This window comes from Blastococcus sp. CT_GayMR19, assembly GCF_004570385.1.
Classification (GTDB): domain Bacteria; phylum Actinomycetota; class Actinomycetes; order Mycobacteriales; family Geodermatophilaceae; genus Blastococcus_B.
In genome coordinates this window covers 1-25,057 of the sequence record NZ_SPQL01000007.1, presented here as the reverse complement: position 1 = coordinate 25,057, position 25,057 = coordinate 1, and the positions used below count along the sequence as shown (strand labels likewise).

The window sequence follows — 25,057 nt, the reverse complement described above, 5'->3', positions numbered from 1 at the left end:
TACGGCTGCGAGGCGTAGTCGTGAACCGTCGTTCGCCGTCGGTCCGGCCAGCATCCCTACGACGAGGGCGACGGCGGCCAGGATCGACGGTCGGACTCTGTGGCGTCCCTGGCGGCCGGCTGATGGTGTCACGGGGCGACCTTCCTCAGGTGTCGCCCGCGTCGACGGCGCGTGGCGACAAGGCGATGCGCGGCGGCGACGAGGGGAAACACGAAGAGTGCTGCCCCGTAGGAGGTATAAACGACGCCAGTGTTCGTCTCGGGCAGCTCTTCCGATGAGCGGCTGCGGCTGAGCAGGAAGGGCTCGCGCGGACCGGCCGCGAAGTCGAATGCGGAAGTGATGTCGTTGGCCGCCGCGTCGCGGTCGCCGAGAGGTGGCACGCCCCAGTTGTTCTCGATGAACTTGAGCTGGGAGGTGAAGTCCAACGTCGTGGAGTCGACGTGCCCCTTCTTCGCGTAGGGGCTGACCAGGAGCGCCGGCGCGCGGAAGCCGTACCCGTACTCGTCCACCTGGGGAGGTGGGACGTGGTCGTACCAACCGCCCCAATCGTCGTACGTCCACATGAACGCGGACGAGCTCCACGCCGAGCTGGTCATGAGGGAGTCGGTCAGTGACCGGACGAAGCGCTCTCCAGCCTGAATGCTGCCGGGCGGGTGCTCGCTGGCGCCGGAGGGCACCATGAAGCTGACTGCCGGCAGGGTCCCTTCCGCCAGATCTTGGTAGTACTCGCTCATGTCGACGATCCGGCTGGACAGGTCCGGGTCGTCGAGGAAGCGGTTGTAGTTGAGCGGCGGCACCCAGACTATCTGGGCTCCCTCATCCCCGCTCCCGGGAGTGCGGAAGTTGATTTCCGGCTTGTAGTTCTGCACGTAAAACTTCCACGAGACGCCGGCCTCCTGGAGGCGGTCGAAAATGGTGGGCACGTGGTCGAAGCCGCCGGGAAGGAGTAGGTCTCCCTCGGGGTTGCCGGGTGTTCCGGTCACCCAGAACATGTGGTTCCAGACGCTTCCGCCGGCGGCCGACGTGAACATCCTGTCGAAGAGCACGTAGTTGTCGGCAACATTCCAGTAGAAAGGAATATCGCGGTCGTCGTAATAACCCATCGGCTGACCCTTGAGTTCGCGTCGCTCAGCGAAGGCTTCAAGAAAGCCGTCCATACGCCCGTCGTTGTACTGGCGCTCGTGCACGTCCCCGCTATGTCCGAGGTCCAGGATCGCCCGATCCCCGATGTGGAACGGCTCGACGCAGTCATCGTTCGCGGGCGTCTCGCCGGGCCTGCTGACGGCGTCGACCGGCATGCAGGTTCCATCCGGGATGCCGTCCGCCCCGGGATAGGTGCCGAAGTAGTTGTCGAAGGAGTGGTTCTCCTGCATGAGCACCATGAAGTGCTTGATCGGAGTCGTGGTGGATAATTGCTCAGCCGGAACAAAATCCTCAGCTGCTGCTGAAGCCGGCACCGCCACGATCCAGCCGGCCGTGGCCAGCACCCCCAGGGCGGCTGAGAGCCGTCTCACGGTCGCACCTCATAGATGATGATCACTGGTCTGCGCACGGAACCCTGGTTGGTCTCCACGTTGATGAACTCCTGATGGACGATCCTGCCGTGGTAGCGCTCCGCGTAGGAGAGCAGACGGTCCGAGAAGAATGGTGACCGTTCCGCAGAGAACGAGTCCCAGACCAGGAATTGAAGGTCGCTGTGCCGGATGCTCAAGTCAGGGTTGTGGACGGGGTCGTAGACGGGATTGCGGCTCAGTGGGTTGGGGCTGACGGACAGGCCGTACACCCTGCGCTGCCCGTAGAACTGGATGATGTTTGCCATCGACGGCCCCAGCGCGAGCATGGTCACGCCCTCGGGAAGGTTCTCGTCGACCCACTGCCCGGCCTCCCGTCCGCCAGGCACGCCGCCCGTACCGGCCAGGAAGCTCGAGCCCGCGGTCGAGGGTTGCACTCGAACCCAGGACGTAGCCGCGAGGCTGGCAACCAGCGCCACCGCCACGACACCGCGCAGTCCCGCCGTGGTGACGCTGTGGGCGCCGGCTTTCCGGTTGACCTGCGGTAAGGGCACGCTGACCACCACCATCGCGGCAAGCACCGCCATAGGTACGGCGATGGGCAGCAGGTACTGGAAGCCCTTCACCGCCCAGATCGTGAAGAAGAGGCTGGGCACCGTGATCCAGCTGACGAGCAGGTGTTCCGACCAGGTGAGCGACCGGCGCAGCAGCAGCAGGCCCACGACGACGACACCGACTACGCCCAGCCCCAGCGCAGGCGGGACGACCTCCAGGTAGAAGCCCCAGGAGTGGTTGGCGCGGCGCAACAACTGCCAGACCAGGAAAGCGCCGCCGGTGGAGGAATTGCCGGCCAGCTTGAGTGAGACTGGGTAGGGCAGGACGGTCAGGAAAAGCACGCCGAGAGCCAGCGCCGCCTGGGTCAGGCGCAGTCTGGTCTTCCGAGTCAGGGCGAAGAAGGCGTAGGCCCCGCCCACCAGCAGGATGGCGGTCTCCTTCGTGAGTGTGGCCAGCCCTAGGGCTACCGCCGCGGCGTACAGCCAGCCAGCCCGTTCGGTCTGGACGAAGCGGATCAGCAGGTACAGGGCGAGAGACGTGAAGAAGACCATCGGGCCGTCCAGCAGGACCTGACGGTTCACCACAACCATGTAAGGCATGACGCCGATCAGGAGTGCGGCGAGGACACCCACCCGCTTCCCATAGAGCCGGTTGCCGATTGCATAGGTCAGCGCGACCGTGGCCAAGCCGAAGGCGACCGACAGAAGGCGTCCACCGAGTGGCGAGACCCCGAAGATGCGGTATTCCAGCGAGAGCAGCGACTGGAACAGCAGTGGGTGGGCGCGGAACACCGGGAAGTAGGGCAGGAAGGCCGGGTCGCGGGCCAGTGATGCCCCCTGTCCCGCGTAGACGGCCTCGTCGCTGTTGAGGCCCAGCGAGTCGAGTGCCCATACGCGGAGCACCAGTGCCGGCACCGCCACGAGCAGGGCGACAACGACGGTGGGCAGGAATCCCGGCCGCCTGAGCACCCTGCGGACGACGCCCGTCGCCACGACGTTGCCAGCGTTCCGTTGGCGTTCCGGGGCAAGGGGGAGCGCCCCGTGAAAACCGTCATCCGGCGGCTCCACCCGGCCGCTCGTAACCGTCATCCGGCGAAACACTCCCTGAGGGTGGTCAGCGTCGAAAGCGCCTCGGCGCCGCCGCGGGGTTCCGTCGGCTGTCCGAGCACCATTAACCATCCGGAGCGCAAAGAAAAGAGCTTGGGGAATCGGCCTTGAAGCATGGCGACGCAACGATTGCTCGGGGTTGTCTGCGCGTGACCGTGCGTGCTCGGCGCGCCGCTAAAGTCCTCTCGTCGGTCGGTGCTGGTGTCGCTCCTTCACTGAGTCTTCACATGGCGCTTAACGACATTACGGGGTCCGCCGCGGTCAGCACGACGAACGCCGTTCGTCAAGACCTTCCTGCGCGGTGAGGACACGATCCACTGCTGCCTCTTGGATCTTGGTCAACTTATTGCCGGTCAGTGAGGGTCTTCCCCCAGAGTTTGACAACATATATCGTCTCACCGGCGCCGGGGTGTCATCACTCGCCCCCTCGAGCGAACTGGACGAGTGACCGGAAGCGATCCGGCACCGTCCCCAATCCGCCCCTGAGGAGAGTGGTCATGTCCGCGATCATGAGGCGCGCGATCGGCCTGACATTCGCCGTACTACTCGGCCCAGCGGTCATGTCGATCGGTACCGGTCTGAGTCTGCCGTCCGCGTCTGCCGCGGAGCCAGTGACGGTCACGGCCGCGGCCGACAGTTACGTCGATGCGGCGCTGCCGACGTCCAACTTCGGCACGCGCACGTCGTACCTGATCGATGCGAGTCCACAACAGATCGCGTACCTCAGGTTCGACATCCCGGCAGCAACCGACCTCACCGGGGGCGTCAAGCTGAGGGTGTTCGCTCAGTCGACGCACACCGCCGGCGTCACCGCCTACGGCGTCGCGGACACCGCCTGGACGGAGACCGGCATCACCTACGAGAACAGGCCCGCCTTGGGGCCCGCCTCCGGGAAGAGCGGTGCGCTCACCGCGTCGACCTGGAAGGAGATAGACGTGACGTCGGTCGTCGGATCGACCGGACCGGTCAGCCTCGCTCTGCAGACCACAAGCAACACGTCGCTGCGCATCACCAGTAAGGAAGGCGCCAACAAGCCGCAGCTGGTCATCGGCGACACGACCCCTCCGCCGCCGCCGCCACCACCCGGGGAGTTCCTGGTTAGCCCGGTGGGAGACGGCACTTACCAGGCGGTCTCAACCACGGCCACCTTTACCGGGACACTGAAGACCGTTGGGCAGAGCGCGGTCGCCAAACTCAAGGCGGGCGGCGGTGGGACTGTCCGCTTCACTTCCGGCGACTTCGACTTCGGATCCGAGTATTTCGTGCTGTCGAACCTGACCGACATCGACTTCGTCGGCGCGGGTATCGACGCGACGATCATCAGGAACAACTCGAGCGCCGCTGCCGACACCGAACCCTTCAGCTTCACCGGCACGAACAGAGTCAAGGTGCGCGAGATGACGATCGTCGCCGCGGGCTCGGCCCGCACGTCGAGCGATGCGCTGGACTTCGACAAGGGCAACAATTCACTGGTCGAGAACGTCAAGATCACGGGCTCGCGTTCGAGAGGGATCGTCTTCGACGGTAAGGACGCCGGCGCGACGGCCGAGAACAACGTGGTTCGTGGCTGTCAGATCAGCGGCATCCCAGGCGCCGCGGTGCAGTTCCTCGCCTCCAGCCGCAACACGGTCGCTGGTTGCACGATCAGCGGGACCGGTGGCCCCGGCATCTACGCCCAGCAGTCGTCGAGCACCGCTGCGCAACCGAACAAGAAGTCGTCGGACAACACATTCAGCAACAACACGATCGACCAGGCCGGTGGCGACGGGGTCTACATCAGCAACGGTGACCGGAACAGCATCACGAACAACACGATCACCAACAGCTCAGACCGCGTGGCCAGCCGTGACGGTATCCGGATCACCTCGGTGGTCGCAGGGCTGACGTGTGACGACAACTCGGTGTCGGGCAATACAGCGACCGACAATCAGGCGACGAAGACTCAGTCGTACGGGCTCAACATCGCCAGCGCACTGTGCAACCGGACGGTGGTGGGCTCCGGTAACAACTTCGCCGGGAACCGGCTAGGCCCCATTCGGGACGTCGGCACGGCAACCGTCTACCAAGGGCCCTAGCCGGCAGACGATCGGATCACCGCTATCGAGGGGCGTAGGCCATCCCGCTCGCAGCTCTCGGAGGGCCGCGACAGCAGCGCTTGACCGGCTGTGCTTGTCTCCGAGGTTGCGGTGGATGTTGCGCAGGCGGTGGCACCCTCGGTGGCCCAGTGGAATGCTGACCAAGATGGCGGGCCGTCGTGGCGCGCCGCACAAGGAGCTGCCGTTCGCCTTCGCGGAATCGGCGATGGCTGCCGGTGTGGGCCTCACGAGGATCTTCCGGCCGGTGGTGCAGGCGGGGCTGATCGCTGCCCCGCACGAACCGGACGACACCGCGTCCGTCCACGCGGAGGCGTATCAACCCGGGTCAGCGGGGGACGTCGGGCAGGGCCTCCTTCGAGAACTCCGCGCCGTTGCTCGCGAGTGAGTCGCTGCGCAGGTACGACCACATCCGCTCGCCGGTGACGTTGTCCAGGTAGACCACGCTGGCCGGGCCCTCCATGCCGGTGCCCAGCACTGGCGCCGTGAAGAACTGGATGTTGTCCGGCCGCACGCCGCGCATCGAGTAGACCAGCGACACCAGGTCGCCGTTGCCGAGTGTGTCGTCGATGGTGACGGCGCTGGTCACCGCGAGCATCGCGGCATCGAGCTTGGCCGGATCGGTGAAGGTGTCGGAGCTGAACAGCTTCGCGAACATCGCCCGCAGGTACTGCTGCTGCCGCTTGACCCGGTCGAAGTCGCCCCCGGGCAGCCCGTAGCGCTGCGCCAGGTACCAGCGCACCTGCTCGCCGTCGAGGTGGTTGGGCCCGGCCGGGAACGTGAAGGGCCCGTTCTCCGTCGTCTCGGCCACCACGACGTCGACCCCACCCAGATCGTCGGTCACCTGGATGAGGCCCGCGAAGTCGATCGCGACGTAGTGGTCGATCCGCACCTGGGTGAGCTGCTCCACCGTCTGGATCAGCAGGGACGGGCCACCGAACGCGTAGCTGGCATTGATCTTGTTGCGGCCGTGGCCGGGGATGTCCACCCAGGAGTCGCGCGGGATCGAGATCAGCTGCGCGTGGGTCCGGTCCGCCGCGAAGCGCGCGATCATGATCGCGTCGGAACGGCCGTCGGGGTCCTCGCCGGCGGCCACCTCGTCCCGCGTGTCCGAGCCCACCAGCAGGAAGGTGACCGGGTCCTGCGGCGCGCTCTGGGCAGGCGTCGCAGCAGCGGGGCGTGCGGCCTGGTCGAGCGACGCGAACACGTCGGAGACCCGGTCGATGTTGCCCGCCCACCGGTCGGCCAGGAACCACAGCCCGCCGCCGACGAGGAGCGCAAGCACCAGGGCGATCGCGGCGAGGCTGATCAGCACGCGCCGGAGGGGGTGCCGTGGACGGGTGGGGCCGGTCGGATCATCGCCGTCGGGTCCGGCGTCGGTAGCGGGGTCCGGAACGTCGGTCGTCTCCAGCCGGGGCAGGGCCTCGGCATCGTCCGCGGTCCGCGTGGCAGCGGCGACCCGCCCGCCCGTGCCGTCGACGCTCATTCAGATCCCCGTCTGTCGGATGAACGTCCGAGGCTACGGCGCGGGTCGGCCTGCCGGGGGTACGTCCACCCCCGGCGGGTGAGAGCTCGGGAGGGTGCCGGAGCAGAGGATCAGCCTTCCCGGCTTCCGGCCCGATGCCGGTTCGGCATGCTCCCCCGCAGCGTCTCCCCTGGGCGGAGGGGGCTCCTGGGTCCGGTGGGACCACAGGGGCCGACACCGAAGATTTTCGTGACGGCGTGGTCAGGTTCGGTCCCGAACCTGCCGATGATCACCGCGTGTGGTGGCTCTGGGTTGTCGGCGGGCTGGTCGCGTGGATCGTGGTGGCCTGTGCCCTCGCCGTCATCATCGGGCGGAGCGTCCGGCTGGCCGATCAGCGCTCCGGGGCCCCGGCCGTGCTGACCACGGCGAATGTCCCCGCTCCGGCGCGGGCGGCCGCCACGGCAGCGGCCGCTCCGGTTCGCGAGCGCCGGCGTGCTGTGCCGCTGCCCACGTTCGCCGTCGTCCTCGTCGCCGTCGCGCTGGCCCTCGAGACCACCGGCTACGTCCTCCGGCTCACCGGCGCTACCGGGGCGTCGGCGCAGCTGCTGTCGATGGACAGCCCCTTCTCGCTGCCGCGCATGTTCGTGGCCGGTCTCTTCGCGGCCGCGGCGCTCGCGGCCGTCGCCGGTGCCGGCGCCGTTCCCGGACGCCGCACGTGGTGGCTCGCCGTCGGCGCCATCGCCGGGGGGATCGCCATGGTCAAGGCCGGTGGCAGCATCCACGCCGACGCACTGAAGCTGCTCGACGACTCGCTCGGCACTGGCCTGACCATGCTGGTGAGCGCTCTCGCCGCCGGCTCCGTCGTGGGCGCGCTGTGGGTTCTCAGCCGCACCGAGCGCCGTGACCGGCGCCGGGTGCTCGGCGTCCTGGCGCTCTACGCCGCGGCCTCGGTCGGGCTGTCGGCCGTGTCCTCACTGGCGGCCGGCGCCTACGGGAGTGCGAGCAAGTGGGCGGCCGGTGCGACGTTCCTCGAGGAGACCGGTGAGGCGCTGGCCGGTGTCGCGTTCCTCGTGGCCGTGCTCGTGGGTGTGGCCCCCCGGCTCGCACTGCCGGCGCGCTGGGCACTGCGACGCGAGGCCGACGCGCACACCCTCGACCTGCCCGAGCGCCTGCCCGGGCAGACGGTGGCCGGAGGCGGCTTCACTGCGCCGTGAGGCGCGCAAGCTCCGCCCTCGACCGGAATTTCATGGATCGACGGGCGAACGACCCATCGGGCGCTGGGTCCTCCCCGCGCCGACGCCCAGCTACCGGGGTGCTTCGGCGAGCCCCTCGGACGACCCCGGTCGCCGCGACTCCTCGGCCCTGTGGATCGCGCTCCCGACCAGCACAGCCAGAGGTGCGGCCAGCAGCAGCCACACGAACAGAAGGAACACCACCCGGGTCATCGGGGTCTCCTCCGTCAGGAGTCGGGAACCTCAGCGGCCGTATCCGTCGATGACCTTCCGCACGCGGCCACCGACCGGGAGGTGCCGGTCGGCGCAGCGCCGAAGTGCCGATCCACGGGGTGCGAGGGTTGGCCAACAGGGCCGATGCGGAACGTAGACCTACACGTCTGCGCGGCTGTCACGGGGTACCAGTCGTCGGCGGAGGGGCCGACGGGCGCGGGTGCGGAGCCGCGGTCCTGGTCGCCTGGTCGCCACGAGGCGTCGGCACGCTGAGTTCGCGGGGTGGGTCGGTCGTCCGCGTCACTTCGGCAGAAGGTCGATCCACGACCGGTCGATCGACGACGAAGTTGGGCTGATCCGCGCTGAGATCGCCCACGACGGTGTCGCTCGCCTGCCTGTCCGCGACGCGGACCGCGCCTGCGATGAGCACGGCGGCTGCGGCGGCGAGCACGACCCAGGTGACCCCGATCACCAGAACCCAGCTCATAGGTCCTTCTCAGGTAGGTGCGTGCCCCTCGAGGTCTCGGGAGGCTCCCCCAGTGGTGGTACGACGAACGAGCACCTTGCGGTTGCTTTCCCCCGGGCGAGCGGTGTCATGCGACACGGCCCCAAGAATTCTCCGCTGCGAATCGGAATGATTCCCAACGGCAGGGGAACTATGCGACATGAATCACGCCCGTTCACCGCCGGGGTGTCGCCATGACGCGCCGACGCAGGCAGGTGGTCACGCACTGTCACAGACCTGGAACGGCGCGTCGCTCAAAATCAGCCTGTAGCAGGAGCATCACTGCATGTAGTGGCCACGGCGGCCGTGACGCAGAGTTACCCAAATGGGATGATCTTCACGTAGCTTCCCCGGCATGCCGCGCAGACCGCCCCCCGTCGGCGCCCCCCGGTGGGGGGTGACCGTGATCGTCGTCGGGTCCGCAGTGTTCGCCGGGCTCGTTCCCGTTGCGATCAACCGCGGCGTGAGTGGGGAAGCGCCGAACCCTGTCATGGAGATCCAGGCCGCCACGCCCACGACGGCACGGCCGTCGAAGGCGGAGGCGCCGCAGAGTGTCGCCGACGAGGTCTCGACGCAGGAGTCCTCCGCGCCGGCCGCGCCGGGACCGACGACGATCGCCGCGCCCGCCGGCACGAGAGCCCGCGTCGTGGCGGCGGCGGTTCCCTCGCGGCGAGAGGTGGTCGCCGCCCGGCGCCCAACGACGAGCAGCGCCGCCCGCACCGGTGCTGCGGTCGGCCCACTCGTCGTCACGTCGAATTCCTCGACACCCTTGGTGCCGCTGCCCCCGATCACGCAGATCCCGGTCACGACGACGCCGGTCACGACGACGCCGGTCACGACGACGCCGGTCACGACGACGCCGGTCACGACGACGCCGCCCCCGGTGACGACGACGCCGCCCCCGGTGACGACGACGCCGCCGCCGTCCTCTGAGCCGCCGCCGTCGTCCGAGCCGCCGCCGTCGTCCGACCCGCCGCCGTCCTCCGACCCGCCGCCGTCCTCTGAGCCGCCGCCGTCCTCCGAGCCGCCGCCGTCGTCCGACCCGCCGCCGTCGTCCATCTCGTCGTCGAGCACTTCTTCGAGTGCGGAATCGTCGACGTCGACGTCGACGTCGACGTCGACGTCGACGTCGACCTCCTCCACGTCAGCGACGACCTCTACGTCGGCGGCCGGCGCGTCGCCAGGCGGCTGAGCGCCCACGCCGCACCACCGGTGCGGTCCACATCGCGAGCGGCCGTCGAAGAATCGGCCAGGCACGGGAGCCGGAGTTGTGGCGCTCGGTGCCTGCTGGAAGACCTCACCGTCTCGGGTGAGGTCACCCGGAAAGGGACCGGCGCCGGGAAAACCGGATGCAACACTGGTCGCGTGGCGTCATACATGTCTGCGGAGGCACCCTTCACGGTGCTTTTCGTCTGCACCGGCAACATCTGCCGGTCTCCGATCGCCGAGCGGGTGACGCGGAGCTACCTCGACGCCGCTCTGGGGCCGGATGCCGACTGCGTCCGGTTGGGGAGCGCGGGCACCCAGGCGGTCGTCGGCTCCGGCGTGCACGCACGGAGCGCCGCCGTCCTGACGTCTCTCGGCGGCGACAGCGGTGGCTTCGCCGCCCGGCAGTTGACCGACGACATGGCCGTCGCGGCCGACCTGACGCTCGGGCTCACCCGCAACCACCGGCGCGCGGTGCTCAAGCGCTCGCCGCGCGGGCTGTCGCGCACGTTCACCGTTCTCGAGGCTGCCGACCTCGCCTCGCTCATCCCGATGGACGCCGAGCTGCCGGGAGCCACGTTCGCCGAACGTTGCCGTTCCCTCGTCCGCGAGATGGCCGCTGCCCGGTCGCGCAGGGCCAGCGACGTGCGCGACGACATCCCGGATCCGTTCGGGGAGTCCGAGGCCTTCCACGAGGAGGTCGGCGACGCGATCGCGGACGGCATCGTGCGGCTGTTCAGCCGGTTCGCCGACCTCAGCACCGTCCCTCGCGTCGTCCCGGGCCGGGAGGACCAGGAGTCGTGGGCGTACCACCTCAGCCGTCACTAGGTGTCCGTCGCGGACGTCCGCGTGCACCGCTCCTCCCGGCGCGGGCACGTACATGACCATTGCATTCGCGTCGCCGAGCCGTCTGACCGCGGCCGGCGGCCAATAACATCCAACCCGCCGCGGACGTGACGGGGAGCATGTCCGACACGGGGGAGTGGTGAGGTGCGGGTCGTAGTCCTCACGCAGGGCGATCGAGGTGGCGGAGCGGAATTCGTCGCGCGCACGTGGGCCGCCCGGCTGGCACAGCGCGGGCACGAGGTCTCCTTCGTCGTCACGTCCCCGCCGCAGGGCGAGCCGGTGGACGGCGTCGTGTACCTGCGGGACTCCGCCAGCGGTACGTGGGCGGCGGTGCAGCGGCTGCGCGCCTATCAGAAGGCGTGGAAGCCCGACGTCGTCCTGTCGCTGCTGACCTTCCCGAACCTGGTGGCGCTCCTCGCCGCGCTGCTGTCCGGACGCCGGACGCCGGTCGTGATCAGCGAGCGCAACGTGCCAAGCGTCCTGCTCCGGCAGCAGGGGCTGTCCCAGCGCGTGCAGCTGGTGCTGGCGCGGCGTCTCTACCGCTACGCCTCGTCGGTGGTCGCGATCTCGCACCCGGTGGCCGCCGACCTCGTCGCCGCCTTCTCGGTGGACCCCGCCCGGTGCACGGTGGTGCCGAACCCGGCGACCGGAAAGCTCGGTGCCGACCGGCCGGCGCGGCAGGCCGGGGAGGGGGAGTCCCTGACCCTCGTGCTCCCGTGCCGGCTCGTGGCGCAGAAGGACCCCTTGCTCCTCCCCGCGGTGGCGCAGATCCTGGCCCGACGGGGTCGGAAGGTCGGCATCACGGTCTTCGGCGCGGGCCCGCTCGAGGAGCAGCTCGTGCGCGAGGCCGAGCGTGCAGGCGTCGCGACCACCATGGCCGGGTGGCAGGAAGAGTGGTTCCGGCTGTGCCCGCCGGGTTCGGTCGTCTGCCTTCCGTCGCACGTGGAGGGGTTCGGCAATGTCCTGGTCGAGGCTGCGGCAATGAACGTCCCGGTGGTCACCATGAGCTCCGCGCTGGGCGTCGCGGACGCCGTCATCCCCGGGGTCACCGGTTATCTCTCGGCAACCCGTGACGCGGAGGAGTTCGCCGACCTCGTGGAGGCTGCTGACCGCCTCCCGGCGTGGGAGGTGGACGGGTGGCTCGACCGGTTCAGCCCTGAGGCGAGCACGACCACCCTCGAACGGGTGCTCCAGCGGCAGGTGACCGGTGATTGAGCCGCATCCGGGCCTCGCGGGACGCAAGCTCCTCCTCTGCGCGTCGACCGGCGGGCACCTCTGGCAGCTGGAACGCATCGCCCGCGCCTTCGACGTCCGCGACGACTCGCTCTGGGTCACCTTCGACACCCCGCAGGCGAGGTCCCTCCTCGAGGGCCGGCGGGTGCTCTACGTCCCCTACATCGCCCCGCGTGACTTCCGCGGCGTGCTCACGGGAACCGTCGCGATCGATCGCGCGCTGAGGAACGAGTCGTTCGAGGCGGTCCTGACCACCGGCGCCGGGATCGCGCTCTCGACCATCCTCCCGGCGACGCGCCACGGCCTGCGCCGTCTCTACATCGAGAGCGTCAGCCGGGTGACCGGCCCGTCGCTCAGTGGGCGCATCGTGCACGCCTCGCGGCTGTTCGAGACGTGGACGCAGCACCCGGGGTGGGCGACCGGGCGGTGGACCTACCACGGGTCGGTCCTCGGGACGCTCGCGCCGAGGATCGGCACGGAGAAGGAGGTGCGGCGCGTCTTCGTGACGCTCGGGACGATCAAGCCCTACCAGTTCGGGCGACTCGTCGAGCACCTGGCGGCCGTTCTCCCGCCGCACGTCGAGGTGGTCTGGCAGCTGGGCGTCACGCAGCCGCCGCCGGGCCTGCGCGGCACCGTGCACCAGTTCATGTCGTCCTCCGAGTTCACCCAGGAGACGCGTCGCGCGGACGTGGTCATCACCCACGCCGGCGTCGGCACCGTCATCGGGCTCATCGAGTCCGGGATCTTCCCGGTCGTCGTCCCCCGGCGATCGGCCCACATGGAACACGTGGACGACCACCAGGAGGAGATCGCGGAACTGGTGACGAACCTCGGCATCGGACTCGTTCGCGAAGCCGACGAGCTGACCCTCGCCGACCTCGCCATCGCCGCCGCCAGGGAGGTGACGCATGAGCCGCAGCCGGGATGACGATCGGATCACCGTCCTGCACCTGGGGAACGACGCGGGCAGCGTCCGCGGGGGTATCGCGGCGGTCATCCGCCAGCACCTGTCGAACCCGGACGCGCGCCTGTCGGTCTCGGCGGTTGCCACGTACGACCCGGCCGGTGGCAACCACTGGAGCCGCAACGCCCCGTACGGACGTGCGCTGCGCCGGGTCGTCGCCGGCCGTCGGGGGCGCAGCGTCGTCGCGCACGTCCACCTCTCGCAGGGCGGCTCGCTCCTCCGGGAGGGGCTCCTCGTCCTCTTGCTGCGGCTGCGCCGCACCCCTGTCGTCGTGACGCTCCACGGCAGCTCCAGCCTCAGCAACGGCCGGGTGCCGTTCCTGCTGACCGGGCTGGTTCTCCGGGCTGCCACCCTGGCGCACTTCCTCAGCGACGCCCACCGGAAGCGGTACGGGCAGCTCACCTCCCGCCACGTCACGATCCCGAACGCGGTCGAGGTCGAGCGCGGTGCGGGAACGAGCAGGCGGCAGGACGTCGTCTTCGCCGGCGTCGTCGGAACCCGCAAGGGCGTGGACCTGCTGCTGAAGGCGTGGCAGTCTCTGCCCTCGGAAGGCTGGACTCTTTCCCTGTACGGCCCTCCGGACGCCGACTTCCCGCTGCCGAAGGACATCCCCGGGGTCCGTGCCCACGGCGAGGTGGCACCGGCCGTCGTCCAGAACGCACTGGCCTCGGCGTCGATCGCCGTGCTGCCGTCGAGAGAAGAGGCCTTCCCGATGTTCCTGGTGGAGGCCATGGCGCACGGCTGCGCGATCGTCGCCACCGACGTCGGAGGAGTACGCGAACTCATGGACGACGCCGGAGCCCTGGTGCCTGCCGACGACGCCGATGCTCTCGGCGCGGCGCTCGCCGGCCTGATCAGCGATCCGCATCGACGCGCGGAGCTCGCGGCGGCTGCCGGCCGCCGGGCCGCCGAGCGGTTCGACGCGGGACCGGTCTCCCGGCAGTGGGCCGACACCTACACCACGCTCATCGGGGCGCCGGCCACCTCGGGCAACGGGGCGCCCCGTGGCTAGTGGTCGCCGCGGTTCCGGGGTCGTTCCGGCCGGGCTGCTGACCGCCGTCGCCGCAGCGGCGGCCGGCGTCCTCGTCGCCGTGTCCGAGGGACGGGGCCTGGCCCTGGTGCTGGGACTGGTCGTTCTGCTGGGCGCGGCGCGCCTCGACCCCAAGAAGCTGGCTGTCCTGGGCGTGATCGCCGTGCTGCTCGCGCGGACGGTCGAGATCGCGACCGACGTGGCGGCCACCGCCTACATCGACGAGATCGTCATCGCCTACGTCACCGTGGTGCTCGTCGCGCGCCGCCTGCTGGCGCATCATCACCTGCGCTGGCCCGCCGGGAGCTGGATGTTCGCCGGGTTCGTCGCATTCGGGGCGATGAGCAGCGTGGCATCGGCCGTTCCGTTCGGCATCGCCGCGGCCGGCGGGATCCTCGTGGTCAAGGGCGTCCTGCTGTACTTCGCCCTGGCTCAGGTCGACTGGACCCGTGAGGACATCCCGTGGCTCGCCCGGACCGCTGCCTGGGCCGTGGGCGTCACGCTGCTCTGCGCCCTGGTGAACCTGCTGCTCCCCGGCGCGTGGACCGCAGTGTTCGCCAACACGGGCTACGCGCAGTACCGATCGGTCCTGCCCTCACTGATCGGGCCGTTCACGCACCCGCTGCAGTTCGGCAACTTCATGGCGATGGCGGCGATCGCGTGTGCCGCCCCGCTGCTGTACTGGGCACAGACCCGGACGCAGGCGAAGGGTGCGCTGTGGCTCTTCCTCGCCAGCGCCCTCGCGGTCGTGCTCAGTTTCCGGCGGACGGCCATCGTCGGCATGCTCGCGGGCCTGTCCTACCTGGCTCTCCGGCGTCGGCACGCCAGTCTCCTGATCACCGCACTACTCGTCCTGCCCCTGGCCGGGATCGTCCTCTACCCGGTGCTCCAGGAGGTGGCGGTCGCCACCTACGAGAACTACATCGTGCTGGGGGAGGAGACCGCACGAACCCGGCTGACCGTGGACAGCGTGACCCTGGCCGTCCAGCACTTCCCGTTCGGAGTGGGGTTCGGCCGCTTCGGCTCCTCGATCGCGGCCGACGAGTACAGCCCCGAGTACGCGCGCCTCGGCTACGACACCGTGCGGGGCCTCGGCGGCCCGAGCAACCCCAACAACCACGGGCGCTGGCTCACCGACACGCAGTGGCCGGCCATCGTGGGGGAGGCGGGGATCGTCGGAGCGGCCTTCTTCACCGCGGGCCTGGCGCGCATCTTCATGACCTTCCGGAAGGCCGGCCGCGGCACCCACCTGCCGCTGGCCCTGCTGGGCCTGACCGGGATGGGATGGACCCTCAACGTCCTCATCGGGAGCGTCGCCTTCCCCGTCTTCGTCACGGCTCCGACGTCGCCACTGCTCTTCGGCCTCGCCGCCATCGCCTATGTGATCCTCACCGGCTCGCCGTCGACCCCGGCCGCCGTGGACGGGTCGCCGCCGGCCGCGGGGAGGCCGGGTGCCGCGCTCGCCGGCGTGGCGGGCCCCCCCGCCACGGCAGGCGCTCGCCGGCGGGGGACAGTCCCGGGCGGGGTGCCGGACCAGAACGGCGACCGGGAGCAGCAGCACCCGGGCTGACCGGGCCGCACACACGGCCGGCGCTGCGCTGAGCAGTCGCCCGGGGCCTCCCGGCGCCGGCCTCGAGGACCCTCCGGAACTCACTCGGAGGTGCCAGGCCGAGCGTGTGTCCATGGGCAAGGCCGGTTTCCTCACCTATCGTCCAATGTGAAGCCGCCGCCCCTCGGGGCCCGCGGGAACGAACGATCGGGGATTGCGCATGGAGTTCAGGGACGTGCTCGCCGCCCTCCGGGCCGGCTGGTGGCTGGCCGTCATGGGCTTGGTCATCGGCGGTCTGGCCGCTCTCGGCGGCAGCCTGCTGATGACGCCGAAGTACACCTCGTCCACGCAGCTGTTCGTCTCCACCGACGACGCCTCCTCGACGTCCGCCGTGTTCCAGGGAAGCCAGTTCTCCCAGGACCGGGTCAGCTCCTACGTCGAGCTGCTCGCCGGCGAGGAGCTCGCCGCACGGGTCGTGGACGCGGCGAACCTGGACCTGTCTCCCGGTGAGCTCGCCGCTGAGATCGGGGTGTCGACGGTTCCCCAGACGGTCCTCATCAACGTGACGGTCACGGACCCCTCCCCGCAGCAGGCGCAGCGCATCGCCCAGGAGATCGGCGAGCAGTTCCCCCGGATGGTGGCCGAGCTCGAGACGACCTCCAGCGGCGCCCTGCCGGTCCAGTTGGACGTCGTCCGTGAGGCCGGCCTCCCCACGGTGCCGAGCTCGCCGCAGACCCTGCTGAACGTGGCCTTCGGCGCCTTGGCCGGACTGCTCCTCGGCGCGGTCGCCGCGATCACCCGCGCCCGGCTCGACCGGTCCGTGAAGAAGCCGGAGGAGGCAGCCGCGCTGGCGGGGGCCCCCGTCATGGGCGTCGTCCTGCGGCACCAGGATCTCGACTCCGGCAACGCCGCCAACCGCGGCCGCCCGCCCCGGGTCGCCGAGGACTACCGGCAGCTGCGCGCCAACCTCCAGTTCCTCGACGTCGACGAGCCGCCCAAGGTCATCATGGTCTCGAGCGCCCTCCCGTCGGAGGGGAAGACCACCGCGATCATCAACCTCGCGCTCGCGCTGGCCGAGGCCGGCCGGAAGGTCACCGTCGTGGAGGCCGACCTCCGGCGTCCGAAGATCACCCGCTACCTCGGCATGGTCGGCGGGGTGGGCCTGACCAACATCCTGGCCGGCACGGCCGATGTCACCGACGTCACCCAGTACTACGGCGAGCACCGGCTGGCAGTCATCGCGGCGGGCCCCACCCCACCGAACCCCAGCGGGCTGGTGGCCTCGGCGAGCATGGCCGAACTGCTCGGGAAGCTGCGCGCCGGCAACGACTTCGTCCTCGTCGACTCGCCGCCGATCCTCCCGGTGGCCGACTCGACCGGGTTGGCGGTCCTCGTCGACGGGGTCCTGCTCTCGGTCCGGTACGGGAGCACGCGGAAGGATCAGCTCCAGCAGTCCGCCACCACGCTGCAGCGGGTCGGCGCCAGGACGCTCGGCATCATCCTCAACATCGTGCCGCCCAAGGCGGAGATCGCCCAGGCACTGGGTCACGGGTACGGCTACGAGGCCGAACCCGACCAGAGGTAGGCCGAGAACCTCTCCCCGCGTGTTCTCCGGTTGGAGCCGGTACCGGCCGAACCGGCCAGGCACCATGCCGTAGCGCGCGCGTGCGTTGTCAAATCATGACGGTCCCAGCATTCTTGCTCGGTCCGCGCGGATCAACAGGAGTCCGGAAATGCAGCAGGTACGTGGACTATCGGGCCCGGCGGGGGCGCGGGACCCCTGGGGGTCCCGTACCGGCCAGGTGCGCCTCACCTGCGACACCGCCCCGTGACGCGCCTGAGCCGGCCGGGAGTGGACGTCCGTGATCTGCTCCGTCGTCGCCGGGACAAGGCGCGGCGCCATCTGCGCCCCGGGGTTCCCCTCGAGGAGTTCTTCGACGAGCTGAACCGCCTGGGCGTGCGGTACGCCGTCCTCCGCTGGTTCGAGACCCTGCCGGACGTGGCGCCGGGGGAGGACGTCGACATCCTCGTCGCGGACGAGGACCTGCACCGCCTGCGGCCGTTCCTGCGGTCCTACCTGGTGCCGATGGGCACCCAGAAGTTCGACGTCTACTCCGTCAGCGGTCTGCCCGGCTCCGATTTCCTCGCGGTGCCCTACATGACGTCCGGCTTCGCGAGCGGGCTGCTGGACCGCGCCGTCCTCCTGCGCGACCGTTACCGGGTGCCGAGCGAGCAGGACCACTTCGACTCGCTGGCCTACCACGCCGTGTACCACAAGGGTGAGCGGTCGGGCCTGCCGGAGAACGCCGCGGCGGAGCCGGCGGCCGCACCGGCGGAGCACGACTACGCGGCCGTGCTGGCGGCTCTCGCGGACCGCCTGGGGCTGTCCGTCGTCCTCACGCTCGAGGGCCTGGACAGCTACCTCGCCGACAAGGGGTTGCGCCCGCCGCTCGACACGTTGGACAAGCTGAGCGCCACGAACCTGTGGCTGCGTGCCCGGCTGGAGAAGCTGTGGGGGCCGGCCGACGCCGGTATGCCCGGTCTGGCGGTCTTCGTCCTCCGGGAGCGCGCGCAGCACCTGATCGACGAGCTGGGCACCGAGCTGGCCCGCGAGGGCTTCGAGGTCCTCGAGACCGTGCACCTCACCGGGGACGTCGTCGATCGGGTGGCCGAGGGCGTCCGCGGTGGCAACTGGGGTCAGGGCCCGTGGCCGGTCGGCGGCGGGGGTCCCGTGGCCTACGTGATCGCCTACGACCTCAGCCGGAGCCTCGGCGACGACGCCCTGCCGGCCAACCCGCTCCGGGTGAACGACGCGAAGCTCGCCATCCGCGAGCGGCTCCTGGCGGCGCACGGAGACGGGCCGCGGTTCAACCCGTTGCACAGCTCGGACGACCCGCGGCAGGCGCTGGACTACCTGGCGCTGCTCGGGGACCCCGGCATCGTCACCCGGCTGCGCCGGGGTATCGCCGAACTCCGGGAGCACATGACCTTCCCGTATCCGCTGGTGGAGGTGCTGCCGAGCATCCAGCGCCGGGCGGTCACGGCCGTGGTGCGCCATCCGGAGCATGGCGAGTGCGTCTGCAAGCTGTTCTATCCCGGCAGCCGTCGGTTCCTGGACCGCGAGCTGCGTGCCCGGACCGAGTTCGCCCACCTGCCCGAGATGCCTGCGTTGCTCGAGTCGGGGCCGAACTACCTGCTCTCGCCCCGGTACCGGGACACCGGTGCGCACGTCCGGAGGGCGCTGCCCGGCCTGCGGCACGTGCAGCTCACGCCACGGACGTCGGCTGCGATGGCCCGGATGGTCCGGGACCTGCACGAGCGGGGGGCCTACCTCCTCGACCTCTCCACGCAGAACCTGATGACGGACGAGGTCGACGGCCTCAAGGTGATCGACTGGGAGTTCCTGCAGGACTTCGCCGGAGACCGGCCACCGGTCCATCGGTCGCCGTCAGTCCTCGGCCGGGCCGACGGCGCAGCCAGGGCGGACGGTCCGGTCGGGCTGGCCGGCGGCTCGTCGGGGGGGCGGGTCACCTTGTTCCGCCCGCTGTACACGGGCGTGCCGAGAGCGCTCCTGGTGCACATGCCGGGTCGCGTCGTGCCTGTCCTCGCCGAGCCGGGAATGGTCCTCCTCTACGTCGCCCGGCTGCTGCGGGGGGCGGTACTGCTGGCCGGAACCCGCGCCCGGCGCGGGGTCAAGATGTCGGTCAAGGCGGCGCTGACACTGCTGTTCGCCCGTCCGGACTGACGGTGAGTCGAACGACCGACCTCGATCCCTCCGCGGGGCCCGGCCAACGGTCCCTGACGGGGCAGGCGTTCCGGGGGATGTCGTGGTCCTTCCTCGGGGCGATGGGTCAGGCGGTCCTGCAGTTCGTCGCCATCGCCGTCCTCTCCCGGCTGGTCACGGTCCAGGAGTTCGGCACCGCGGCGGCAGCCACGGTGGTCACCGGCCTCGCCGTCATGCTGAGCCAGCTCGGCATCGGCGCCGCCGTCGTCCAGGCCCGCCGACTCGAGCGCGACGACATCTCGAGCGCCTTCGTCCTCGCCTCGGCCCTGGGCTTCGTGCTCGCCGCCGTGCTCATCGCGCTGGCGCCGCTGATCGGGCCGCTCGTCGGACTGTCCGCCGATGCCTCCTATCTGCAGCTGCTGTCCATCGTCCTGGTGCTCGGCGCGATGAGCGTGGTCGCGCAGGGCCTGCTGCAACGGCAGCTGCGGTTCCGCGCCCTCGCCCTGGTGGACCTGCTGTCCTACGCCATCGGCTACCTCGGCACGGCCGTGACCCTGGCCGTTGCCGGATTCGGGGCGGCGTCGCTGATCTGGGGGCAGATCGTCCAGGCGGCGGTGGCGGCCGTCGTGTCCTACGCCCTCGTCCGGCACGAGGTCCGCCCGCGCCGCCCGTCGGCCATGCTGGCCAGTGCGCGCCGGCTCCTGGGATTCGGATCGGCCTACTCCGTGGCGCAGCTGGGCAACTGGACGGCCAACAACGGCGACAACCTGGTCGTGGCCTCACTGCTCGGCCCGGCCCCGCTCGGCATCTACGCCCGCGCCTATCAGCTCCTGGTCCAGCCGGCCAACCTCATCGGCAGCGTCGCGGACAAGGTCCTGTTCCCGACGATGTCGCGCATCCAGGACGACCACGCCCGGCTGAGCCGGGCGTACGTCACCGCGAACTCCCTCATCGCGATGCTGACGATGCCCGCCGGCGTCCTGCTGTTCGTGCTCGCCCCGGAGGTGGTGGCGATCCTGCTCGGGCCGGGATGGGAGGCCGTCGTCCTGCCGCTGCAGATCTTCGCGGTCGTCCTGCTACCGCGGACCGCCTACAAGATCAGCGGCTCGCTGACCCGCGCGACCGGTGCCGTGGTCGGTGGCGCCCTCCGGCAGTGGATCTACGCGGGCCTGGTGGTGGTCGGCTGCGCGGTCGGCAGCCGATGGGGCATCAACGGCGTCGCCGTCGGGGCGTCCCTCGCGATCGTCCTGCACACGGCCATCATGCTGAAGTTCTCCGCGCGGATCCAGCGCGGTCTCGTGGCACGGGTCCTCGTCGCCTACGCGAAGTCGCTGCCGCTCGCGCTCGTCGTGGCCGCCGCGTGCTGGCCGCTGGCCTCATGGCTGCGCGGGACGACGCCTGCGGCGCTCGTCGGGCTCGCCACGGTGGCGGCCGGGGTCTCGGCGGCCGCGCTGACCCTGCTGCTCACCCGGCGGTTCTTCGGCGAGGAGATCGCCCTGCTGCGGCGCGGGCGGCGCGGATGATCCCGGGGGGAGCGGTCGGCACACGAGGGCACCGCCATGCGGCGTTGCCGGCGTCGTGCCACCCCTTCCGAGGGGTACGCCTGTTGCGGAGCCTGTGGATGTCAGATGATTCGAACGACATGTCTCCGGTGAGCCGCATCGGGGACAGGCGGGGAGATCGGGCCTGTCGAGTTCCACTCGACGGCAGGCGCGGTCGCGTCACCGGTGCGCCCTCGCCCTCCGGTTTTTCCAGGAAAGCGAGCTTGGCATGAAGATCTCCGTCGTCGGATGCGGTTACCTCGGGGCAGTCCACGCAGCGTCGATGGCCGAACTCGGGCACGACGTCATCGGTGTGGACGTCGACGAGCGCAAGGTCGCCGCGCTCAACGAGGCGCGGGCGCCGTTCTTCGAGCCCGGCCTGGACGCGCTGCTGGAGCGCACGCTGCGCTCGGGCCGGCTGCGCTTCAGCTCCGACATGGCCGACGCCGCCGGCGCGCGGGTGCACTTCGTCTGCGTCGGCACGCCGCAGAAGCGGGGCGAGTACGCCGCCGACCTGCGTTACGTGGAGGCGGCCACCGAGGGGCTGCTGGCGATCCTGGCCCCCGGCGACCTCGTCGTCGGCAAGTCCACCGTCCCGGTCGGCACCGCGTCCCGGCTCGCCGAGATGGTGGAGCAGAAGGTGCCGGGCGCGATGCTCGCCTGGAACCCGGAGTTCCTGCGCGAAGGCTTCGCGGTCCAGGACACGCTGCACCCGGACCGGCTGGTCTACGGCATCGCCCCGGGCGAGCCCGGCCAGCGGGCGCAGGAGCTGCTCGACGAGGTCTACGCGACCATCCTCGAGGCGGAGACCCCGAAGGTGGTCACCGACTACGCCACGGCCGAGATGGTGAAGACCGCCGCGAACTCCTTCCTGGCCACGAAGATCTCCTTCATCAATGCGATGGCCGAGCTGTGCGAGGCCACCGGCGCCGACGTCAAGCAGCTCGCCGACGCGATCGGCCACGACGACCGGATCGGCCGCAAGTTCCTCAACGCCGGCCTCGGCTTCGGCGGCGGCTGCCTGCCCAAGGACATCCGGGCGTTCATGGCCCGTGCCGGCGAGCTGGGCGCCGACCAGGCGCTGACCTTCCTCCGGGAGGTCGACAACATCAACATGCGTCGCCGGATCCGGATGGTCGAGCTGGCCCGGGAGGTCTGCGACGGTTCGCTGCTCGGCAAGCGGGTGGCGATACTCGGTGCCGCCTTCAAGCCCGACAGCGACGACATCCGCGACTCGCCCGCTCTGAACGTCGCCGCCCAGCTGCAGCTCCAGGGCGCGGTCGTCAGGGTCACCGACCCGGCAGCCGTCGAGAACAGCCGCCGCGCCTGGCCGGACCTGGACTACGCCGCGACGGCGGAGGAAGCAGCCGAGCGGGCCGACGCCGTGCTGGTGCTCACCGAGTGGCAGCAGTACAAGGACCTGGACCCGGTGGCCTTCGGCCGCATCGTCGCCAAGAAGCGGGTGCTCGACGGCCGGCAGGCGCTGTCCCGCGAGGCATGGACCGCCGCAGGCTGGAGCTACCGGGCCCTGGGCCGGCGCACGGACTGAACCCGACCGGCGGGCGCGGACGGTCAGTTCCGTACGGGGATCGAGCCCGCGTCAGGCACGCCAGGTTTGGGACCGCGGACCGCGGGGCATCGGGAGCCCGCACGGTTGTCGCCTTCCAGGTCGGCTGAGTCAGGCCGATCGGGGAGGGCGAAGCGCGGGCTACGCGCCGTAGTGGTGTCGGCCGTCTCTGTAGTTGACTGTGCCCTTCTTCGTGGCTGCGTGTATCGCTACCCGCTCGTACCGTAGTTTTTTGTTCCGCTTCCCTGATACGGCTCTCCGCACTGTTGGTGTCTGCGCTCCGGTGGCTTACGTTCCGGCACGGAGTCGACGCAATTGTGTTGCGTCCACGCTGTCCGGAGACGGGTCACTGACCCGTGCTCGCGGACCTCAACGGGTGTACGGGAGTCGTTCGATGGTGGTTATCCGTAGGGCGGCCCTTGCCGTTCTCGCCTCCTTGCTGGTAGCGCTCGGGATGGTGGCCGTGCCGACGGCCGCCTCGGCTGCGCCCGGCGATATCGGATTCGAAGGCGCCTCGTACGGCACGGCGACCACCCCCTCGGCCGACAAGCCGCAGAGCAAGCTGTGGTTCCACGACGGTCGCTGGTGGGCCAACATGTTCGACCCCACCTCCACCGACTGGCACATCTTCTACCTGGACCGTGCCGCCCAGACGTGGGTCGACACGGGGGTCGCAGTCGACGGGCGGCCGACGTCGTCGTCCGACGCGCTGTGGGACGGGACCTACCTGTACATCGGCACGCACGCGGTCCGGACGGGCAGCAACGCCTCGTCGACCACCGCGCCGATGAACCTGTACCGGTACACGTACAACACCACCACCGACCGGTTCGTGCCGAGCTCCGGCTTCCCCAAGGTCATCAGCCAGAACAGCAGTGAGTCGCTCACCATCGACCGGGACTCCGCCGGCACCGTCTGGGCGACCTGGACCAGGGTGACCGGGACCACCGGTACGGTCATGATGAACAACGGGACGGGCAACGGCACCACGTGGGGCACTCCGTTCACCATGCCGACGACCGGCGGTACGAATGCCACCGTCGCCGTCGACGACATCTCCACGCTCGTCGCTTTCGGCGGGAACCGGATCGGCGTCCTGTGGAGCAACCAGAGCACCAGCACGGTGTACTGGTCGATCCACTCGGACAGCGCCGGGCGGACGACGTGGAACGGCGGTGTCGCCGTTCAGGGCAGCGGCATGGCCGACGACCACCTGAACATCAAGTCGGTCCAGGCGGATACGTCGGGGCGCGTCTTCGCGGCGGTCAAGACGAGCCTGGACACCGTCTCCGGCGCCGATACCCGACCCCAGATCAACCTGCTCAGCTGGTCGCCGAGTGCCGGCTGGGGGAGCACCATGTTCGGCCGGATCCGGGACTGCCACACCCGCCCGCAGGTCGTGCTCAACGGATCGAACGTCTACGTCTTCGCGACCGGTCCCACAAGCACGGGAACCTGCACCGCCAGCGGTGCGGGCGCCATCTACATGAAGTCCACCTCCATGGCCTCGCCTTCGTTCACCACCGGCGTCGGCACCATCATCATGAAGGACGCCTCGTCGGAGAACCTGAACAACGTCACGACGACGAAGCAGAGCGCCTCGAGCGTCTCGGGCATCGTCGCGCTGGCGAGCAACGACAGCATGAAGCGGTACTGGCACGCCGACGTCGTCCCCGGCAGCGGCTCGGGGCCGACCGCTCCGGTGGCGAGTTTCACGAGGTCGCCGGCGTCGGGGACGGTGCCGTTGACGGTGGCCTTCACCGACACCTCGACGGGGTCGCCGACGTCGTGGGCGTGGAACTTCGGGGACGGTGGGTCGGCGACGACGCAGAACCCGTCGCACACCTACAGCAGCGCCGGCACCTATCAGGTGACGTTGACGGCGACGAATGCGGCCGGATCCAGCACCTCGGCGGCGCAGACGGTCACGGTGAACCCGGGCGGCGGTGGCGGGTCGGGTGCGGTGACGGCGGGGTCGTTCACGTCGGCGTCGGGGGCGACGGCGGGCACGGCGGTGACGGTGCCCAAGCCGGCGGGTGTGGTGACCGGTGATGTGCTGGTGGCGCAGATCAATGCGGACCTGAACCCGGACGTCTCGGCGGCGCCGGCGGGCTGGTCGACGGTGATCGCGCCGCGGTCGAACGGGACCGGGAACCGGTTGTTCGCCTACTACAAGGTGGTCACGAATGCGGCGGGGGAGCCGGGGTCCTACACCTGGACGTTGTCGGCGGCGGTGAAGTGGAACGCGGGGATCGCCGACTTCCACGGCGTCGATTCCGGGAATCCGTGGGATTCGGCGGCGTCGGGGGCGACCGGGGCGGCGGCCACGTCGCTGACGGTGCCGGGGGTGACCACGACCACGGCCGGGGCGATGCTGATCGGCGGGGTGGGCTTCAACAGCACCACCGCCACGGCGTCCCCGCCGAGCGGCTGGGTGGAGCTGGGTGAGCCGACCGGCGGGCAGAACCTCGAGGTGGCCGGGCAGGCCCGGCCGACCGCGGGTGCCACCGGGAACGCGGTGTGGACGTTCAACGGCTCCTACTCCTCGACCGGATGGCTGCGCGCGCTGCGGCCGGGGGACGCGGGCGAGCCGGGGCCGACCGCTCCGGTGGCGAGTTTCACGAGGTCGCCGGCGTCGGGGACGGTGCCGTTGACGGTGGCCTTCACCGACACGTCGACGGGGTCGCCGACGTCGTGGGCGTGGAACTTCGGGGACG

Annotated in this window: 18 protein-coding genes; 12 read left to right on the top strand and 6 right to left on the bottom strand. The window is 70.2% G+C overall.

Annotated elements, in window-relative coordinates:
* Window positions 1-128 precede the first annotated feature (128 nt).
* Together E4P39_RS11240 and E4P39_RS11235 are read right to left on the bottom strand one after the other, a co-directional pair.
* Window positions 129-1,514, bottom strand: a complete 1,386-nt coding sequence (locus E4P39_RS11240; RefSeq protein WP_135136624.1) for an alkaline phosphatase family protein — start codon at window positions 1,512-1,514, stop codon at window positions 129-131.
* On the bottom strand, window positions 1,511-3,154 hold the full coding sequence (locus E4P39_RS11235; protein ID WP_167761779.1) for a glycosyltransferase family 39 protein: 1,644 nt from the start codon (window positions 3,152-3,154) through the stop codon (window positions 1,511-1,513). Before E4P39_RS11235 ends, E4P39_RS11240 begins: the two co-directional genes overlap by 4 nt.
* A gap of 515 nt (window positions 3,155-3,669) precedes the next feature.
* Between E4P39_RS11235 and E4P39_RS11230 the strand changes: the two genes are divergently transcribed.
* On the top strand, window positions 3,670-5,247 hold the full coding sequence (locus tag E4P39_RS11230; protein ID WP_135136622.1) for a right-handed parallel beta-helix repeat-containing protein: 1,578 nt from the start codon (window positions 3,670-3,672) through the stop codon (window positions 5,245-5,247).
* 346 nt (window positions 5,248-5,593) lie between these two features.
* Here the strand turns inward: E4P39_RS11230 and E4P39_RS11225 are convergent, their stop codons facing one another.
* Window positions 5,594-6,751: an LCP family protein gene (locus E4P39_RS11225; RefSeq protein ID WP_245159776.1), complete on the bottom strand. Its 1,158-nt coding sequence runs from the start codon at window positions 6,749-6,751 to the stop codon at window positions 5,594-5,596.
* Window positions 6,752-7,026: 275 nt separating this feature from the next.
* On the opposite strand from E4P39_RS11225, the gene E4P39_RS11220 reads away from it, so the two are divergent.
* A complete protein-coding gene (locus tag E4P39_RS11220) occupies window positions 7,027-7,944 on the top strand; it encodes a hypothetical protein (protein ID WP_135136621.1) in 918 nt (305 codons plus the stop codon).
* A 90-nt stretch (window positions 7,945-8,034) separates the two neighbouring features.
* On the opposite strand, the gene E4P39_RS22325 is transcribed toward E4P39_RS11220, so the two are convergent.
* The 3 genes from E4P39_RS22325 to E4P39_RS22320 all read right to left on the bottom strand — a co-directional run bounded on the left by E4P39_RS22325 (window position 8,035) and on the right by E4P39_RS22320 (window position 9,880).
* Window positions 8,035-8,175, bottom strand: a complete 141-nt coding sequence (locus tag E4P39_RS22325; RefSeq protein ID WP_167761778.1) for a hypothetical protein — start codon at window positions 8,173-8,175, stop codon at window positions 8,035-8,037.
* Window positions 8,176-8,353: 178 nt separating this feature from the next.
* Complete coding sequence (locus E4P39_RS11215; RefSeq protein ID WP_135136620.1) at window positions 8,354-8,662, bottom strand: hypothetical protein; 309 nt, start codon at window positions 8,660-8,662, stop codon at window positions 8,354-8,356.
* 297 nt (window positions 8,663-8,959) lie between these two features.
* Window positions 8,960-9,880 carry a hypothetical protein gene (locus E4P39_RS22320; protein WP_167761776.1) on the bottom strand — a complete coding sequence of 307 codons (921 nt, stop codon included), beginning with the start codon at window positions 9,878-9,880 and terminating at the stop codon, window positions 8,960-8,962.
* A 165-nt stretch (window positions 9,881-10,045) separates the two neighbouring features.
* Here E4P39_RS22320 and E4P39_RS11200 point away from each other — a divergent pair, with 165 nt between their 5' ends.
* The 10 genes from E4P39_RS11200 to E4P39_RS11155 all read left to right on the top strand — a co-directional run.
* Window positions 10,046-10,714 carry a hypothetical protein gene (locus E4P39_RS11200; protein WP_209306489.1) on the top strand — a complete coding sequence of 223 codons (669 nt, stop codon included), beginning with the start codon at window positions 10,046-10,048 and terminating at the stop codon, window positions 10,712-10,714.
* Window positions 10,715-10,876: 162 nt separating this feature from the next.
* Window positions 10,877-11,947: a glycosyltransferase gene (locus tag E4P39_RS11195; RefSeq protein WP_135136618.1), complete on the top strand. Its 1,071-nt coding sequence runs from the start codon at window positions 10,877-10,879 to the stop codon at window positions 11,945-11,947.
* The gene (locus E4P39_RS11190) at window positions 11,940-12,893 is read left to right on the top strand and encodes a glycosyltransferase (RefSeq protein ID WP_135136617.1); all 954 of its coding nucleotides are present in this window, start codon (window positions 11,940-11,942) and stop codon (window positions 12,891-12,893) included. Before E4P39_RS11195 ends, E4P39_RS11190 begins: the two co-directional genes overlap by 8 nt.
* Complete coding sequence (locus E4P39_RS11185) at window positions 12,874-13,941, top strand: glycosyltransferase family 4 protein (protein ID WP_135136616.1); 1,068 nt, start codon at window positions 12,874-12,876, stop codon at window positions 13,939-13,941. The genes E4P39_RS11190 and E4P39_RS11185 overlap by 20 nt, the downstream gene beginning before the upstream one ends.
* Window positions 13,934-15,529, top strand: a complete 1,596-nt coding sequence (locus E4P39_RS11180; protein WP_135136615.1) for a hypothetical protein — start codon at window positions 13,934-13,936, stop codon at window positions 15,527-15,529. The genes E4P39_RS11185 and E4P39_RS11180 overlap by 8 nt, the downstream gene beginning before the upstream one ends.
* A 199-nt stretch (window positions 15,530-15,728) precedes the next feature.
* On the top strand, window positions 15,729-17,093 hold the full coding sequence (locus E4P39_RS11175; RefSeq protein ID WP_135136614.1) for a polysaccharide biosynthesis tyrosine autokinase: 1,365 nt from the start codon (window positions 15,729-15,731) through the stop codon (window positions 17,091-17,093).
* A gap of 243 nt (window positions 17,094-17,336) precedes the next feature.
* On the top strand, window positions 17,337-19,253 hold the full coding sequence (locus E4P39_RS11170; RefSeq protein WP_135136613.1) for a hypothetical protein: 1,917 nt from the start codon (window positions 17,337-17,339) through the stop codon (window positions 19,251-19,253).
* Window positions 19,254-19,255: 2 nt separating this feature from the next.
* Window positions 19,256-20,755 (top strand): lipopolysaccharide biosynthesis protein, encoded by a 1,500-nt coding sequence (locus E4P39_RS11165; RefSeq protein WP_135136612.1) that lies wholly within the window; start codon window positions 19,256-19,258, stop codon window positions 20,753-20,755.
* A gap of 247 nt (window positions 20,756-21,002) precedes the next feature.
* Complete coding sequence (locus E4P39_RS11160; RefSeq protein WP_135136611.1) at window positions 21,003-22,322, top strand: UDP-glucose/GDP-mannose dehydrogenase family protein; 1,320 nt, start codon at window positions 21,003-21,005, stop codon at window positions 22,320-22,322.
* A gap of 481 nt (window positions 22,323-22,803) precedes the next feature.
* Window positions 22,804-25,057 (top strand): PKD domain-containing protein (locus E4P39_RS11155; RefSeq protein ID WP_167761774.1); only part of this gene is annotated, 2,254 nt, incomplete at its 3' end.